The 14,988-nt window shown below is 60.4% G+C and carries 15 protein-coding genes and 1 riboswitch; of the genes, 10 read left to right on the top strand and 5 right to left on the bottom strand.

Going from position 1 to position 14,988, the window contains the following annotated elements; all coding sequences use genetic code 11:
• The 10 genes from ABWV42_RS08875 to ABWV42_RS08830 all read left to right on the top strand — a co-directional run bounded on the left by ABWV42_RS08875 (position 1) and on the right by ABWV42_RS08830 (position 10,978).
• Positions 1–1,179 (top strand): acetyl-CoA C-acyltransferase, encoded by a 1,179-nt coding sequence (locus tag ABWV42_RS08875; protein WP_353339816.1) that lies wholly within the window; start codon positions 1–3, stop codon positions 1,177–1,179.
• Between the two features lie 11 nt (positions 1,180–1,190).
• Positions 1,191–2,387 carry an acyl-CoA dehydrogenase family protein gene (locus tag ABWV42_RS08870; RefSeq protein WP_353339815.1) on the top strand — a complete coding sequence of 399 codons (1,197 nt, stop codon included), beginning with the start codon at positions 1,191–1,193 and terminating at the stop codon, positions 2,385–2,387.
• A gap of 15 nt (positions 2,388–2,402) precedes the next feature.
• Entirely contained in the window at positions 2,403–3,512 is a 1,110-nt protein-coding gene (locus tag ABWV42_RS08865) for an acyl-CoA dehydrogenase family protein (protein ID WP_353339814.1), read from the top strand.
• A gap of 26 nt (positions 3,513–3,538) precedes the next feature.
• Positions 3,539–4,324: an oxepin-CoA hydrolase, alternative type gene (locus ABWV42_RS08860; RefSeq protein WP_353339813.1), complete on the top strand. Its 786-nt coding sequence runs from the start codon at positions 3,539–3,541 to the stop codon at positions 4,322–4,324.
• A gap of 5 nt (positions 4,325–4,329) precedes the next feature.
• Positions 4,330–5,325 carry an NAD(P)H-dependent flavin oxidoreductase gene (locus tag ABWV42_RS08855; RefSeq protein WP_353339812.1) on the top strand — a complete coding sequence of 332 codons (996 nt, stop codon included), beginning with the start codon at positions 4,330–4,332 and terminating at the stop codon, positions 5,323–5,325.
• A gap of 23 nt (positions 5,326–5,348) precedes the next feature.
• On the top strand, positions 5,349–6,869 hold the full coding sequence (locus ABWV42_RS08850; RefSeq protein ID WP_353339811.1) for a class I adenylate-forming enzyme family protein: 1,521 nt from the start codon (positions 5,349–5,351) through the stop codon (positions 6,867–6,869).
• A gap of 187 nt (positions 6,870–7,056) precedes the next feature.
• Entirely contained in the window at positions 7,057–8,127 is a 1,071-nt protein-coding gene (locus ABWV42_RS08845; RefSeq protein ID WP_353339810.1) for a C4-dicarboxylate TRAP transporter substrate-binding protein, read from the top strand.
• A gap of 76 nt (positions 8,128–8,203) precedes the next feature.
• Positions 8,204–8,701, top strand: a complete 498-nt coding sequence (locus tag ABWV42_RS08840) for a TRAP transporter small permease (RefSeq protein ID WP_353339809.1) — start codon at positions 8,204–8,206, stop codon at positions 8,699–8,701.
• Between the two features lie 59 nt (positions 8,702–8,760).
• Positions 8,761–10,101 carry a TRAP transporter large permease gene (locus ABWV42_RS08835; protein ID WP_353339808.1) on the top strand — a complete coding sequence of 447 codons (1,341 nt, stop codon included), beginning with the start codon at positions 8,761–8,763 and terminating at the stop codon, positions 10,099–10,101.
• A 73-nt stretch (positions 10,102–10,174) separates the two neighbouring features.
• On the top strand, positions 10,175–10,978 hold the full coding sequence (locus ABWV42_RS08830) for an IclR family transcriptional regulator (protein ID WP_255108738.1): 804 nt from the start codon (positions 10,175–10,177) through the stop codon (positions 10,976–10,978).
• 42 nt (positions 10,979–11,020) lie between these two features.
• Here ABWV42_RS08830 and ABWV42_RS08825 read toward each other — a convergent pair whose 3' ends face one another.
• Genes ABWV42_RS08825 through ABWV42_RS08805 form a run of 5 tightly spaced genes read right to left on the bottom strand, consistent with a single transcriptional unit; the run spans position 11,021 to position 14,437 of the window.
• Positions 11,021–11,677 (bottom strand): energy-coupling factor ABC transporter ATP-binding protein, encoded by a 657-nt coding sequence (locus tag ABWV42_RS08825; protein ID WP_353339807.1) that lies wholly within the window; start codon positions 11,675–11,677, stop codon positions 11,021–11,023.
• The gene (cbiQ, locus tag ABWV42_RS08820) at positions 11,674–12,456 is read right to left on the bottom strand and encodes a cobalt ECF transporter T component CbiQ (RefSeq protein ID WP_353339806.1); all 783 of its coding nucleotides are present in this window, start codon (positions 12,454–12,456) and stop codon (positions 11,674–11,676) included. The genes ABWV42_RS08825 and cbiQ overlap by 4 nt, the downstream gene beginning before the upstream one ends.
• Positions 12,456–13,037, bottom strand: coding sequence for a NikL family nickel/cobalt ECF transporter subunit (locus tag ABWV42_RS08815; protein ID WP_353339805.1), 582 nt, complete (start codon positions 13,035–13,037; stop codon positions 12,456–12,458). Before ABWV42_RS08815 ends, cbiQ begins: the two co-directional genes overlap by 1 nt.
• Positions 13,034–13,645 (bottom strand): cobalt transporter CbiM, encoded by a 612-nt coding sequence (cbiM, locus tag ABWV42_RS08810; RefSeq protein ID WP_353339804.1) that lies wholly within the window; start codon positions 13,643–13,645, stop codon positions 13,034–13,036. Before cbiM ends, ABWV42_RS08815 begins: the two co-directional genes overlap by 4 nt.
• 6 nt (positions 13,646–13,651) lie before the next feature.
• Positions 13,652–14,437: a DUF4198 domain-containing protein gene (locus ABWV42_RS08805; protein WP_353339803.1), complete on the bottom strand. Its 786-nt coding sequence runs from the start codon at positions 14,435–14,437 to the stop codon at positions 13,652–13,654.
• Between the two features lie 133 nt (positions 14,438–14,570).
• A riboswitch (cobalamin riboswitch) is annotated at positions 14,571–14,774 on the bottom strand.
• Between the last annotated feature and the right edge of the window lie 214 nt (positions 14,775–14,988).

Genomic DNA, 14,988 nt, shown 5'->3' with positions numbered 1-14,988 from the left:
ATGAAACAGGCGGTTATCGTCTCGACGGCACGGACCGGACTTGCCAAGTCCTATCGCGGTGCTTTTAACGAAACGCATGGTGCCACTATGGGCGGCCATGCCATTGAACATGCGGTCAAACGGGCGGGCATTGACCCGGGCCTGATCGAGGATGCTTTTGTCGGGTGCGGGTATCCGGAAGGTTGGACTGGATCGAACATTGCGCGCCAGTGCGTGATCCGTGCCGGTCTGCCGGTCAGCGTATCGGCGGCGACGGTGAACCGGTTCTGTTCCTCCGGGCTTCAGACGGTGGCAATGGCAGCACATTCGATCGTGATGGAAGGGGCGCCTGCTGCAATCGGCGCAGGGGTGGAAAGCATCAGCCAGATGCCCCCGTCGCGCCCGCCTCAGGCACGGGAAAGCTGGATCGCCGAGAACAAGCCGGAACTGTATCATTCGATGATCCAGACCGCGGATATCGTGGCAGAGCGCTATGGCATCAGCCGCGAGGCACAGGACGAACTGTCGCTGGAAAGCCAGAAGCGGACTGCGGCGGCGCAGGCGGCGGGGCGTCTGGATGACGAGATCGTGCCGATCACCGTGACGCAGGCCTTCAAGGATCGTGAAACCGGCGAGGTGACCCGCAAGGAGGTGACCTTTGGCATGGATGACTGCAACCGCCCGAATACAACGCTGGAAGGCCTTTCCGGTCTGGCGCCGGTGCAGGGTGAGGGGCATTTCGTAACGGCGGGCAATGCCTCGCAGCTGAGTGATGGTGCGGCGGCGCTGGTGCTGATGGACAGCGATCTGGCCGAAAAGCAGGGCGTCGAACCGATGGGGGCGTTCAAGGGCTTTGTGGTGGCCGGATGTGAACCGGACGAGATGGGCATCGGGCCGGTCTTTGCAGTGCCGCGTCTTCTGGAGCGTCATGGTCTCAAGGTGTCGGACATCGACCTTTGGGAGTTGAACGAAGCCTTTGCGTCGCAGGCCCTGTATTGCCGTGACCGGCTTGGGATTGATCCCGAACTCTGCAACGTCAACGGCGGGTCTATTTCGATTGGCCACCCGTTCGGGATGACAGGCGCGCGCATGACCGGACATCTGATGATCGAAGGCAAGCGGCGTGGTGCCAAGCTGGGTGTTGTCACCATGTGCATCGGCGGTGGCATGGGCGCTGCCGGTCTGTTCGAAATCTTCTGAGAGGGCAAAAGATGGACCTGAGTTATACCGAAGAGGAACAGGCGTTTCGCGCCGAGGTGCGGGACTGGCTGAAAGAGACGCTGCCCCGCGACCTGAGCGAGAAGGTGCGTCTTGGCAAACGCCTGGGTAAAGCCGACGTGGAACTGTGGCACAGTCTGCTGAACGAACGCGGCTGGCTCGCGCCGAACTGGCCACGTGCCTATGGCGGGTGCGAATGGAATGCCGTGCAGCGCCATATCTATGAAGAAGAAGCCTGTCTTGCACATGCGCCCCGCAACCTGCCGTTTGGCCTGAGTATGCTGGCGCCTGTTTTGATGGCTTTTGGCAGCGAAGAGCAGCGCCAGACGTTTCTACCCCGTATCCTCAACGGTGAGGACTGGTGGTGTCAGGGCTATTCCGAACCGGGGGCGGGTTCCGACCTTGCGGCGGTGAAAACCCGTGCGGTGCGCGAGGGCGACGAATATGTCGTCAACGGCCAGAAGACCTGGACCACCCTCGGGCAGCACGCGAACTGGATTTTCTGCCTTGTGCGCACCGATCCGGACGCCAAGAAACAGGAGGGGATTTCCTTTCTGCTGATCGACATGAATACGCCGGGCGTGACCGTGCGCCCGATCGTTCTTATCGACGGCGAGGCCGAGGTGAACGAGGTGTTCTTTGACAACGTGCGGGTGCCGGCGGAGAACCTTGTTGGCGAAGAGAACAAGGGCTGGACCTATGCCAAGTACCTCTTGACCCACGAGCGGACCAATATTGCCGGGGTCGGGTTTTCGACGGCTGCGCTGGATACCCTCAAGCAGGTGGCAGAGCAGGTGAAATCGGGCGGCAGGCCGCTTGCCCAAGACCCGTTGTTTGCCGCGCGGATGGCACAGGTCGAGATTGACCTGATGGCAATGGCGACAACCAACCTTCGCGTGGTGTCGGCGGCGGCCAAGGGGCAGGCGCCGGGCGCTGAAAGCTCGATGCTTAAGGTCAAGGGGACGGTGATCCGGCAGGAGTTGACATCGCTGTTGCGCCGCGCCGTGGGACCGGACGCCATGCCGTTCCAGAGCGATTATCTGAACGGTGGCGACAATGTCGAGGCCATGGGTCCGGAACATGCGGCTGCGGCGGCGCCCAACTATTTCAACATGCGGAAGCTGTCGATCTTCGGCGGTTCGAACGAGGTGCAGCGCACCATCATCACCAAGGCCATTCTTGGGCTTTAAAAGGGGAAACGGAGCATGGATTTCAATCTGACCGAAGAACGCAGCATGCTGCGCGATACCCTCTCGCGGTTCCTGGCGGACAAGTATGACCACGAGGCGCGGCGCAAGCTGATCGCCTCGGGCAAGGCTTATGATACCGAGATTTTCGCCGGTCTGGCCGAACTTGGGGTGCTTGGGGCGCTGTTTTCGGAAGACCAAGGCGGCTTTGGTGGCGCAGGGTTTGATCTGAGCGTGGTGTTCGAAGAACTTGGCCGCGCGGGAGTGATCGAGCCGGTTCTGCCGGCTGTGCTGACGGGGGGGCTTTTGGCGGATGCCGGTCACGAAGAGCTTGTTGGCGAGATCATCGCCGGTGCGAAGATCGTGGCGCTTGCGCAGGGCGAGGCGGCGGCGCGCTATGATCTGAACCACGTCGAGACGACGGTGGCGGATGGTGTGCTGAGCGGGGTGAAGACCCACGTCCTGAATGGTGCGCAGGCGCAGAGTTTCGTGGTGTCGGCGCGCGAAAGCGGGGCGGTGGATGACGAGGACGGCATTTCGTTGTTCCTTGTGCCGGTTGGTGCTTCGGGCGTGACGGTTGTTGACCATATCAACACCGACGGAACCTCGGCGGCGACAGTGCGGTTCGAGGGCGTCGCGGTGGACGACACCATGCGGATCGGCGCCGCAGGTGCGGGGTTTGCTGCGCTGGAAGCGGCGGTTGCGCGGGCGCTGTGCGCGATCTGTGCCGAAGCCCTTGGTGCCATGGAGGCGGCCAAGGCGCTGACCATCGACTATCTGAAAGAGCGCAAGCAGTTCGGCATTCCGATCGGCAAGTTCCAGGCGCTGCAACACCGTATGGCAGACATGCTGATCGAAGTTGAGCAGGCGCGGTCGGCGGTGATCAACCTTGCGGGCAATCTTGAGCAGCCCCGCGACATTCGCGAAAGCCATGTGAGTGCTGCCAAGAACCTGATTGGTCGGGTGGGGGCGCTGGTGGCCGAAGAGTGCATCCAGATGCACGGCGGGATCGGCATGACCGACGAATACGCGCTGTCGCATTTTGCCCGTCGTCTGACGATGATCGACCACCTGTTCGGGGACGTCGATCACCACTTGGCGCGGTTCATCGCGCTGAAGGCGGCTTGAGGATTGGCCGGTTTGGAGAGTGAGACATGAGCACCCTGTTTCGACATGAAAACCTGGGCAATGTGATGGTTATCTGGAACTGCAACCCCGGCCAGCGCAATGCCCTGTCGCCCGAGTATTACGAGGGGGTGCTCTCGGGACTCGAGGATGCGGCGGCGGACCCGGCGATTGCGGCGGTCGTGCTGGCGGGTGAGGGGGGCTTCTTCTGTTCGGGGGGCAACCTGAACATGCTGAAGGAACGCAGGGAGCTGTCTCTGGAGGATCGCAAGATCCAGATCGAGAAGCTGAGCGCGATCATGCGTGCCATTCGCGCCTGTCCCAAACCGGTGATAGCGGCGGTGGAAGGTGGCGCGGCGGGGGCTGGTCTGTCGCTGGCCATGGCGTGCGACATGATCGTGGCGGCAGAGGGGGCCAAGTTTACGCTGGCCTATGTGAAGGCCGGGTTGGTGCCGGATGGCGGGGCCACCTATGCGCTTTCGCAGGCATTGCCGCGGGCCACGGTGACGCGGATGGCGATGCTGGGCGAACCCTTGGGGGCAGAGCGTATGTGGGCCCTTGGGGCGGTGAGCGAACTGGTTGCAGAGGGTGAGGCCGTCGCGGCGGCCTGTGATCTGGGCAATCGGCTGGCGCAAGGGCCGGAGGTGGCGATCAGCGAGATCAAGACCCTGATCAATCAGTCCGAAAGCGCCAGTTTTGAAGACCAGTTGACCCACGAGCGGGATGCGATGGCCACGGCCCTTGGCGGTGACGAGGCCCAGATTGGCATCAACGCGTTCCTGAACAAGAAATCCCCTGTATTCCGACAAGGATGACTCCCATGACACAGATTCCCGAGATTTTTGATACTGCCGTGACCCGCACCTTCGGGACACGCCTGCCCGTGGTCGCCGGTGGTTTGCAGTGGCTTGCCAATGCCGAATACGTGTCTGCGGCGGCCCATGCCGGGATCATTTCCTTTATCACCGCGGCGAGCTTTCCCGATCTTGAAGACCTGCGGGCCGAAATCCGGCGCTGTCGCGAGATGTGCGGTGACAGGCCGTTCGGGGTGAACGTGTCGATGATCCCCAAGCTGGTGCCGGGGGAGAAGACCGAAGAGGTGTTCCGGCTGATTGCCGAGGAAGGTGTGCGGTTTGTGGAGACTTCCGGTCGTAGCCCCGAAGCGTTTATGCCGATCCTCAAGGATGCGGGGATCACAGTTCTGCACAAGGTGCCCTCGCTGCGCTATGCGGTGAAGGCCGAGGCGGTCGGGGTCGACATGGTGTCGATCGTGGGCGCGGAATGTGGCGGGCATCCGGGCATGGACATGGTGGGTAGCATGGTAAACGCCGGGCTTGCCGATGAGCGGCTGAGCATTCCGTGGCTTGTGGGCGGGGGCATTGGCCATGGCAAGCAGATCATCGCCGCGCTGGCGATGGGGGCCTCGGGGGTGGTGATGGGGACGCGGTTCCTCGTGGCCGAGGAATTGACGGCGCATCCGGGTTACAAGCAGGCGATGATTGATGCTTCGGAACTGGATACGCAGCTGACCATGCATTCTGTGCGCAACACGGTTCGGTCGCTGCGCAATGAAACCACGGAAACCGTGGCCAAGCTTGAGCGGGACAATCCGGATATCGGGATTGCCGAGTTGCTGGAACACGTGTCGGGCAAGATCGGGCGCAATGCCTATGCCACTGGCGACGTCTCGCGCGGGATTCTGTCGGCGGGACATGCGCTTGGGTTTGTCGACAGGATCGAGCCCTTTGCCGACATCGTTTCACGGCTTGAAAACGAGGCCCTTGTGGCACTGGGCCGCCTTGGCCTGGCGGCTTGAGACAGGGCTTTGGGAGGAGAACCATGACCAATCGCCTGCATGAGCTGCTGTTGTCAGCGGCGACAAACCGGTCTGCCGATCTGGCTCTGATCGATTTCGATGACCGGAGATTTTCCTGGTCTGATCTGAAGGAGGCTGCCGACGCGGCGGCGGCGTGTCTGAAAGCGCAGAATGTCCGCCCCGGAGACCGCGTGGTTCTGGTGTTTGAGAACTGCGCTGAGGTGATCGCGTTTTTCTTTGCCACCAGCATGATTGATGCGACGGCAGTCGTGGTGAACGCGCGGCTGTCGGTGCCCGAGCTGGAGCGTATTTTCGCACATTCGGACCCGAGCGCGGTGATGTTCTCGACCGGGTCTTCGAAAGCGGCGAAGGCACATGCAGAGCACTTTGGTGCCGAGGATGTATCCGGGGCGTTTGGTGCGGCTGCGATCATGTCGCGTTCGAACAGCGTGTCCGAACCCGTTTTCGACGATGGCAAGGAGCAGGTGGCCCTGTTGCTTTACACCTCGGGGACGACCGGGGCACCGAAAGCCGCGATGTTGACCCATGCCAACCTGATCGCGGGGGCAATGGCTTCGGCCGAGGTGCGTGGCGTGCGGGCCGATGACATGACTTACCTTGCGCTGCCGTTGAGCCATATATTCGGTCTTGTCACGCTGTTGTCGGTTGCACATGCGCAGTCAGCCATGCGGATGGAAGCGAAGTTCTCGGTCGAACGGCTGTATGACGCCCTGAAAGAGGATGTGACCCTGCTTCCGGCGGTGCCGCAGATGCACGCGCATTTGTTCAACTATGCCCGCGCCCACAACATGCCAAAGTACGACACGGGCAAGCTCAGGTTCGTGTCGTCGGGCGGCGCGCCGCTTGACCCGGCGTGGAAGCGGGAGGCGGAGGCGTTTTACGGACTTCCCCTGCAGAACGGCTATGGGCTTACCGAAGGCGCGGCCGGTGTTTGTGCTACAAAAAACGAGATCGGAAATCCGGATATCAGTGTCGGGGTGCCAATGGGCGAGTGTGTTTTCCGATTGGACATGGAGGCCCCAGGGGCAACGCCAGATCAAGGGATCGGTGAAATTCTGCTGGGTGGTCCACAGGTGATGAAAGGATATTTCCGCGATCCCGAGCAGACCGCGGCCGCCCTGACGGAAGACGGTTTTTTCCGGACAGGTGACCTTGGACGTTTCGATGATGAGGGGCGGCTGCACATTGCCGGGCGGACAAAGGAATTGATCATCCGCTCCGGCTTTAACGTCTATCCTGTCGAGATCGAAGCGACGCTCACCGAACACCCTGATGTGGTTGTGGCCGGTGTTGTTGGTCGCGCGGTTGAAGGCAATGAGGAAGTTTTGGCCTTTGTCACCGCCGCAACCGGCAGCGGGATAGGTGAGGATGATCTGAAGGCCTGGGTTCACGACAAGCTGGCGCCTTACAAGCGTCCGTCGCGAATCATTGTTGCTGATGCATTGCCTGCTGCGCCGACAGGCAAAATTCTGAAGGCCAAACTGATCGAAACCTTTGCGGATGACCTCGCCCCGATGGGCTAGGGAGTTGGCCTGCGCGCGTTGAGTTTCTTCGGGATAAGGTAAGTTACTGAAAGCTTTGGAAACCTGACGAGCGAAAGATCGCGAAGAATGAATGGAATAAATTTTTACTATGTAAAATTAGCTGGACAGATCGGCTAAATTCCACATAGTGAAACTGAACCCGGCAAAAATGGAGGAGATGCCAGCCATGGGACTGATCAAGAATTTTCTGGGGGGACTGACCATCGCGGCCGGTCTGGCCGCAACCGCCGCCCAAGCGGAAACCGTGATTTACTATGGCCACAGTGGTCCTGCACGAGGCACGATCCCTGCTGCGCTTAAGTGGTACAACACCCGGATTGGCGAACTTTCGGGCGGCGATCTCAAGATGGACATCCAGTGGGGTGGCGCGCTGTTCAAGGCAAGCGCGGCGGTTCAGGGCATCAGTGACGGTGTTGCGGATGCGGGCTCGGTTATCGCGGCCTATTTCCAAAAGGAAATGGCGGCTTATTCGCTCGCGGACTTCCCGATTGGCGGGGCCAATGCATGGGTCGCGCTGCGGGCTACGGACCGTCTGATGCGCACCGAGCCGCAGATCACCGAGAACCTGGCGCGTCAGAACCTGGTCTATATCGGCACCTTCACGGCGTCGGCGGTGAACGTTGGTTGCGCGGGTGATCCGATCCGTTCGATCGAAGACATCAAGGGCAAGAAGGTGCGTGGCGCGGGCGTTTACGGCAAGGTGTTTGGCGATCTTGGCGCCACACGTGTCAACCTGTCCGTCTATGAGGCCTATCAGGGGCTGGACACCGGTTTGATCGATTGTACCCAGGGCTATGACTATGTGATCCCGGCGCTGAAGTGGGACGAGGTCATGGACAACTATACCGTTCTGAACTGGGGACAGATCGGCGGTTATGGGATGTTCATGAACAAGCAGACCTTTGACAGCCTGACCTCCGAGCAGCAGGCGGTCCTGATGCAGGCGGGTGAAGAGCTGGCGGATACCTTTGCCAAGATCGTGACCGGCGCCAACGGCAAGGCGATGACCATGATGAAGGCGGGTGACACCGCGCGTCCTATCGAAGTGATCGAAATGAGTGCCGAAGACCGTGAGAAAATGAACGCGGCGACCACTCCCTACATCGAAGAGTGGAAGGAAAACGCGCGCAGCGTGGGGTTGGATGCCGACAAGCTGTTGGAGACCTACACCGCGGCTGTGGCAGAGTTCACCGCTGAGTTCGAGGCAAATGGATACCCCTGGGCGAGCAGTAACTGAGCCCTGGTCAACAAACATGCGGGCCGAATGGCTGTTCGGCCCGCGACCGGTACACAGGACAGGAGTGGAGGAAACGATGCTGCAACGGCTTGAGAAGATCTTTATCGAGATCGCGACGGCTTCGATCATTCTGTTGGCGCTGTTGATCTTTGCGGATGTGATCGCGCTCAATGTTTTCAACAGTTCGGTGCCGGACACGATTGTCATCGTACGCGAGCTGATGGTGTTGGCCATCGTGATGCCGCTCGCTGCGGCGACTGCGAACCGTGCGCATATCTCGGTGGAGTTTCTGACCAACAAACTGCCGGATCGGGTGGTAGGCTGGCTTGTCGTCTTTGGATCGGTTTTCGGGCTGCTGGCGTTTTCGCCCATCCTGTATTCCGGCGGCAAGGAGTTCCTGCACCAATGGAACACGGGCAGCGTGTTCTATGGCGACCTCGACCTGCCGCAATGGCCTGGTCGTCTGGCCTTTGTCATTGGTACCGCACTTGGGTGGCTGCGCCTTCTGGTGATGGTCTTTCAGGACGTGCGCGTTCTCTTGCGAGGCGGAACGTTGGATTTGTACCACGGCTGATCCGCGCCCCGGTTGCTAAACTTTCTGCCCAAACATAACCCTTATTTCGGAGAGACCGCATGGATCCTTCTGTCGTAGGCCTTGTCGCCTTTGCCGTCATGCTCGTGCTTTTGGCCATTCGTGTGCCGATTGCCTTTGCCCTGATGGGTGTCGCGACCTTGGCGGCGTTCACCATCTTTGCCTTTCGCACCGGCACGTTCATGCCCGAGCGCGCGATCCGGGCGACCTCTTCGCTGGTGTTTTCCAACTCGTTCGACCTCGTGCATTCCTTTGATCTGTCGATGATCCCCCTGTTCATCGCGCTGGGCAATATCGCCTATCGGGCGGGCATAACCACGGCGGTTTATGATGCTGCCAAGGTCTGGTTGCTGCGTTTGCGGGGCGGCATTGCAGTGGCGTCCGTGATGGGCTGTGGCGGGTTCTCGGCGATCACCGGATCGAGCCTCGCCTGCGCGTCGACCATGGGCAAAATCTGTACACCTGAAATGCTGCGGCTGGGGTATGATCCCCGGCTCGCGACCGCCAGTGTGGCGGCGGGGGGGACACTTGGCTCTCTGATCCCCCCGAGCATCCTTTTCATCATCTACGCGATCTTTACCGAGACCTCGGTGAACAAGCTGTTCATCGCAGGCATCCTGCCTGGATTGCTGACATTGGCGGGATTTGTCCTGGTCATTATCCTGTGGATTCAGGCTGATCCGAAAGCGGTGCCGGCCAAGGGGCAATCGGCCAGCTGGGCCGAGAAGATGGCGGCCTTTCGCAGTGCATGGCCTGCGGCGGTTATCTTCCTTGTGATCGTTGTTGGCATCTATGGCGGGTTTTTCACCGCGACGGCGGCTGCAGCGGTCAGCGTAGTTCTGACCTGTGTCATCGGGTTTGCACAGCGACGTCTGAGCCTTGGGGATATCTGGCTGGCGGTACGAGAAACCTGTGTTCAGACCGGGGCGATCTTTTTCGTCGCGGCGGGGGCGAAGATTTTTGTGGCGGCCATTGCCCTGACTGGCATGGCGCCTGCGCTGGTGGAGTGGGTGTCACAGGCTGAACTTTCGACGGCGACGCTGTTGCTGGCGATCTGTGTGGTTTACCTGATGCTGGGCATGTTCCTTGATCCCATCGGTATCATGGTTCTGACGCTGCCGCTGGTGGTGCCGTTGGTCGAGGCCTATGGTTTGAACCTGATCTGGTTTGGTGTTGTCGTGGTAAAGCTTCTGGAAATCGGCCTGATCACGCCACCGGTTGGATTGAACGTTTTTGTCCTGTCCAACGTCGTGGGCAAAGACGCCCCCATCGGAATGGTGTTCTCCGGGATCTGGCGGTTCCTGAGCGTGGATGTGATCGTTCTGATCCTTCTGGTGGCCTTCCCGTCAATCTCTCTGGTGCTGGCAAGCTCTGTTCAGTAAAGTCTTGGATCAAGGAACAAAGAAGCAAGGTCTGGGCACGTCCAAGCGTGATTGGGCCGCGACAGGGGGAAACATGGCAGGCGACACATCCGACAGGAGATATGCCAATACACTTGCCAGGGGTCTGACCATCCTGCGCGCGTTTCGTCCCACGGATGACGGGCTTGGCAACCTGGAAATCTCGGAACGGACGGGCATTCCCAAACCTACGGTGTCGCGGCTGACCTTTACTCTCTGCGCGCTCGGGTATCTCACGCACGGGCGCAAGCACGACAAGTATCGCCTGGGACCAGCGGCGCTGGCCCTGGGCAATATCGCGGCGGCGTCTTTCTCGTTTGTCGAGGTTGCCTCGCCCACGATGCAGCGTCTTGCGGATGAGACCGGCACCCTGACCGCGATCAGCATCAAGGATGATCGCCGGATGTTGATGACCAAGGCATGGCGGCCTGCGGAGTCTCCTTCGATCTGGCTGGATGTGGGGTATCGGATGCCGCTGCCCAGTTCTTCGAGCGGCAAGGCTTTTCTCGGGGCGCTGGACGACGGCGAGTTCGACACGCTTGTGGAAGGGTTTGCGCAGGACGATGAGGCCGTTGCGCAGGAGCTTGGTCGTATTCGTCTGCAAGCGCGGGACGAGTTGTTGGCCAGCGGGTTCACGCAGGTGCGGGGCGTCGAGAGGTTTTCGGAGACGATCAACGCAGTGGCGGTGCCCTACCGACCGAGCGACTTGGGAGAGCCAGTCGCCTTCCTCGCAAGTTCGACGTCCAGCCTGTTGACGGATTCACGTATTCACGACGAAGTTGGCCCGGCTTTGGCGCGCGCGGTTTCTGAAGTGCGACGTGTCACAGGGCAGCAACCTGCGCTGGTCGTCAGTGGTTGAGGATTTGATCGGCGCCAGAAAAGTGGTGCGCTTTTCGGGTGTTTAGGCCTCGGCTTTGACCAGTTTTCCATCGCGCAGGTCCAATGCTTCGTCGGTAAGTGACTTGCGAAAGCCGGGAGAGTGGCTGATCAGGAGGATTGCCTGGGGCAGGCCTTGCAGGATTTCCAGCAGGCGCGCTTCGTTGCGGGTGTCGAGCGCGTTGGTGGGTTCATCCAGCAAGAGGGCTTCGGGTTCCATTGCCAGCACCGTTGCCAGCGTCACCAGACGCTTTTCGCCGCCGGACAGCTTGTGGGTGACGCGGTCTTTCAGGTGCATGAGGCTAAGGTCGCCCAGAACCTTGTCGACGATGGCCAGCGCTTCTTCGCGGCTGCGACCAAGGTTCAGGGGGCCAAAGGCGATGTCCTCGGCCACGGTGGGGCAGAAGAGCTGATCATCCGGGTCCTGAAACACAAGGCCTATGCGGCGGCGGACTTCATGGAAGTCGGCCTCGTCCTGACGCAATTCCCCGAAGGCTGTCACCGTGCCTTTACTTGGTTTTTGCAGGCCAAGCGCAATCCGCAGAAGGGTCGATTTCCCCGCTCCATTGGGGCCGGTCAGCGCCAACCTTTGGCCCGGTTCGAGAGAGAGCGACGCCCCTTCCAGAACGGGGGCATAGCCGGGATATGCGAAGTGAATGTCGTCGAGCGCAAGGATGGTCATGCGAATTCCAGCAGGAAGAGACCGAGGCAGACCGCGCCCATGCAGAAGGCAAAAACCTGATCCCGACGACCGATTTCGAACTCGCGCAGCAAAAGGAGCTTGCCAGAGAAGCCACGGCATTTCATGGCACCGAGAATGCGTTCGGAGCGTTCGATGGCACGCACCAGCATCATGCCGACGAGATAGCCAAAGCTGCGATAGGTGTGCCAGTTGGTGCCGGGCCGGAAGCCGCGGATTTTCATCGCGGCACGCAGGCGCATGTATTCTTCGCGCAGCACTTCGATGTAGCGGATGGTGAACATCAACAGATGCACAAGTGTTTCGGGGCAGCGCATCCGGTAGAGCGCGTGGCCAAGTGTGACGGGTTCCATGGTGCTAACGAGAACCATGACGGCGAGGATCACGGCATTGGCGGTCAGGCCGATCTCGACCGCTTTCCAGAGGCCCTGCCAGCTTGCCGGAAAACCGAAGACGGTGAACATTGCGTCACCGGGCATGGAAAACGGCAGCAGCACCAGCATGAAGATGATGAAGCTGTCCATCATCGCCATACGTCGAAGAGTGCGCCGCATGGGCAGTTTGGAGAGCATCAGCAGGCCGATGGACACCAGAAGTGCGGCCATGAGCGCCGCGATGGAGGTCAGGGCGACGGTGACGATGGCAAACAGGCAGGCGATCACGATGCGTACGCGAGGGTCCAGAGACCCCAGCAGGCCATAGTGACCCAGTTCCCCCGGTTGGGAGACTGTCTTGTCTGGCTGTTCGAGTACGTAGACCATCAACTGTCCATCTTGCGCCGGGCGGCGATGTAGAACCCAAGGCCGAAGAGACCCACGATATAGCCGATACCGCCGAGAATGGACTGGAGATCGTTTTTCTCGCGGTAGGCGGCGATTTCCCGACGCAGCGGGCGGATCTCGTCGCGTACGGCCTCGGCTATGGCAAGGCGCTCTTTGTCGGAGAGCGATGCAACAGTGATAGTGGCGCTGTTGCCGGTTGCAGTATCGTTTGCGACGGCCTCAACCAGTTCTGCGGCAACACCCATGATCTTGGCCACGTCTTTGGCGGGCATTGTCACCTCGGCCACGTGGCCTGCGCCCATGTCGGCGCGGAAGGTGTGTGCGACGGGCTGTTGGGGCGTGAAGAGGAAAAAGCCATCGCCATCGGTGATTGTGCGGCCGATTTCGGCACCATCTGGGCCGAAGACAATGACCTCCTGGGCCACCGCCATATCACCGTTGGAGAAGCCAAGTTCGCCTTCAATTGCGTCCCCTGCGGGAAAGACACCGGCGATGACCTTGTGGGCAAGGGCGGGTAGCGGGGCGCAGAGCAGGGCGAGGGCCAGACAGAGGTGTTTCATGCTGTGCCCCCTTTGACAAAGAGTTCGGGTTTGACTTTGCGGGCCAGCAGAACTGCAAAACCGGTCAGGACGGCTTCGACCACCATGACGGGGATATGGGCGAAGAACACGAGTTTGGCGGCCGGCAAGAATTCATCACCTGTCAATGCGAGAGAGACTGCGACCATAGCCGTTGTGGCGGCAATCGCAAAGGCGCCACCTATGGCCCCCCATATGGCGCCCTGAACAGGAGAGCCGCGACCGATCATTCCGCTGAACAGCAATCCGGCGACAACGGCGGGGAAGGCGATGTTCACGGCGTTGACGCCGAGAACCGTCAGACCACCGAAGCCAAAGAACACGGCCTGCAGCAGGAGGCCGATGAAGAGGGCGGGAAAGGCGGCCCAGCCGAGCAGAAGCCCGGCGAGGCCATTCAGGATAAGGTGCACGGACGACGGCCCGATCGGCACGTGGATCAGGGAGGCGACAAAGAAGCTTGCCGAGAGCACCCCCGCTGTGGGGATGCGGTCAAGGTCCAGCGATCTTAGGCCCATGGCAATCCCGCCCACGGCGGCAACTGCGCCGCCGATGACTACGGGATTGGAAAGTGCGCCGTCGACAATGTGCATGGGGGGTTACTCCAGGTCCCAGGCGCGGATCCAGATCACGGCGTCCTGGCTTAGTTCCTTGCCTTCATGTTCGGTGGCCGGGCCGGAACCCAGAGCGGCAAAGCCCCAGTAGCCGGCTTTCGGGATGCCGAACGAGAAATAGCCGTTGTCGTCGGAGATCGCGACGATTGCGCCACCCGGCAGGGGGGAGGCGGTTCTGGGTTTGGTGCCGTTGCTGTCCATGTCAGGTTCGGCTGCCATGTATTCGATTTCGATTTCGGCGCCAGCCACGGGTTTGCCTTCGCTGAGCACGCGGCCCGTGAAGGTCGAGCCTGCGATGATGTTGTAGGGCTTGTTGAGCGGCAGGATTTCGGTGGCCAGACCTTGCGGCTGATCCCAGTCGGTGGGCAGCTCGTTGCGGTTCAGGTAGGCCTTGGTGATCTGCTGGATGTAGATGTCTTCCGACTCTTCATAGTAGGGCGCCGGGACGGTGACGATGACGTAGTCGCCCGAACGCTTGACCGGAACGGAGCCCATGAACGCGGGCGCATTGTTGTCCGGACCTTCGAAGGTGAACGGCTTGAGGGTGTCCATCAGGTCGGTTTTCTTGCCGTTGTGGATCACGAAGAATTCTTCCGGCTTTTCCATGACCATCGCGTGGCCAGCCTCGTGCGGGTGCCAGAAGATCAGTTTGACCGGAACATCGCCCGGACGTTCGATCATGGTGTCGGTGGTGTATTCCAGAAGGAAGTGGGCCTGGGCCATTGCCGGAATGGCCAGTGCCGCTGCGGCCGCGCAAAGCAGCTTTTTCATGAACTTTCGTCCTTTTTCACGTCGTGCCAACCCCGGCACGCATTTAAATTTGACGACTGGACGCAAGATACTATTTGCCGACATGGACAAAAGCATCAGGCGCGCACCCCGCCGCCGAAAATGAAATGTCCCTTCCGAGGACACGTATCCGGCAGGTCTCCTGACTTGCGGGTCAATGCGACGGTCTGGCCTTCCCGGGGTGTTCCCCAGTGGCGTTGTCAGCCGCGCTCACCGCTTACAGTTGCGGGGGCAGTTGCAGAGTTGGTGATCTTCATCACCGCACTGCATTCCCTATTTCTTCCGGGATCAACCCGGAACCGGACATTGGGTTTGCATGGCAGAGCATGCGGTTTTCGTCAACTCGGATTCGTGTGTCGGGACATCAAATCGCAGATGGTGAATGTCGGCGGGTTGTCGGAGCAAATGGAATTTACTTGCGAGCCCTTGGACAACCGGTTCGTCGGGCAGGAAAACAGCTCAGGATTGTAAAATATCCCTTTCGGCCACACCTTTTTGTCCTTGAGGGTGTTTTGCGCTATTCATTCGTTAAG

Source organism: Pelagimonas sp. KU-00592-HH (genome assembly GCF_040369695.1).
Taxonomy (GTDB): Bacteria; Pseudomonadota; Alphaproteobacteria; order Rhodobacterales; family Rhodobacteraceae; genus Shimia.
This window is presented reverse-complemented; position numbering and strand designations above follow the sequence as displayed.

Bases quoted from the DNA above. Each gene is read 5' to 3' on its own strand.
- ABWV42_RS08830 (WP_255108738.1), top strand. From the start codon at position 10,175: ATGGCAGGCGACACATCCGACAGGAGATATGCCAATACACTTGCCAGG.
- ABWV42_RS08805 (WP_353339803.1), bottom strand. From the start codon at position 14,437: ATGAAAAAGCTGCTTTGCGCGGCCGCAGCGGCACTGGCCATTCCGGCA.
- ABWV42_RS08840 (WP_353339809.1), top strand. From the start codon at position 8,204: ATGCTGCAACGGCTTGAGAAGATCTTTATCGAGATCGCGACGGCTTCG.
- ABWV42_RS08815 (WP_353339805.1), bottom strand. From the start codon at position 13,037: ATGAAACACCTCTGTCTGGCCCTCGCCCTGCTCTGCGCCCCGCTACCC.
- cbiQ (WP_353339806.1), bottom strand. From the start codon at position 12,456: ATGGTCTACGTACTCGAACAGCCAGACAAGACAGTCTCCCAACCGGGG.
- ABWV42_RS08855 (WP_353339812.1), top strand. From the start codon at position 4,330: ATGACACAGATTCCCGAGATTTTTGATACTGCCGTGACCCGCACCTTC.
- ABWV42_RS08870 (WP_353339815.1), top strand. From the start codon at position 1,191: ATGGACCTGAGTTATACCGAAGAGGAACAGGCGTTTCGCGCCGAGGTG.
- ABWV42_RS08875 (WP_353339816.1), top strand. From the start codon at position 1: ATGAAACAGGCGGTTATCGTCTCGACGGCACGGACCGGACTTGCCAAG.
- ABWV42_RS08865 (WP_353339814.1), top strand. From the start codon at position 2,403: ATGGATTTCAATCTGACCGAAGAACGCAGCATGCTGCGCGATACCCTC.
- ABWV42_RS08835 (WP_353339808.1), top strand. From the start codon at position 8,761: ATGGATCCTTCTGTCGTAGGCCTTGTCGCCTTTGCCGTCATGCTCGTG.
- ABWV42_RS08850 (WP_353339811.1), top strand. From the start codon at position 5,349: ATGACCAATCGCCTGCATGAGCTGCTGTTGTCAGCGGCGACAAACCGG.
- ABWV42_RS08845 (WP_353339810.1), top strand. From the start codon at position 7,057: ATGGGACTGATCAAGAATTTTCTGGGGGGACTGACCATCGCGGCCGGT.
- ABWV42_RS08825 (WP_353339807.1), bottom strand. From the start codon at position 11,677: ATGACCATCCTTGCGCTCGACGACATTCACTTCGCATATCCCGGCTAT.
- cbiM (WP_353339804.1), bottom strand. From the start codon at position 13,645: ATGCACATTGTCGACGGCGCACTTTCCAATCCCGTAGTCATCGGCGGC.
- ABWV42_RS08860 (WP_353339813.1), top strand. From the start codon at position 3,539: ATGAGCACCCTGTTTCGACATGAAAACCTGGGCAATGTGATGGTTATC.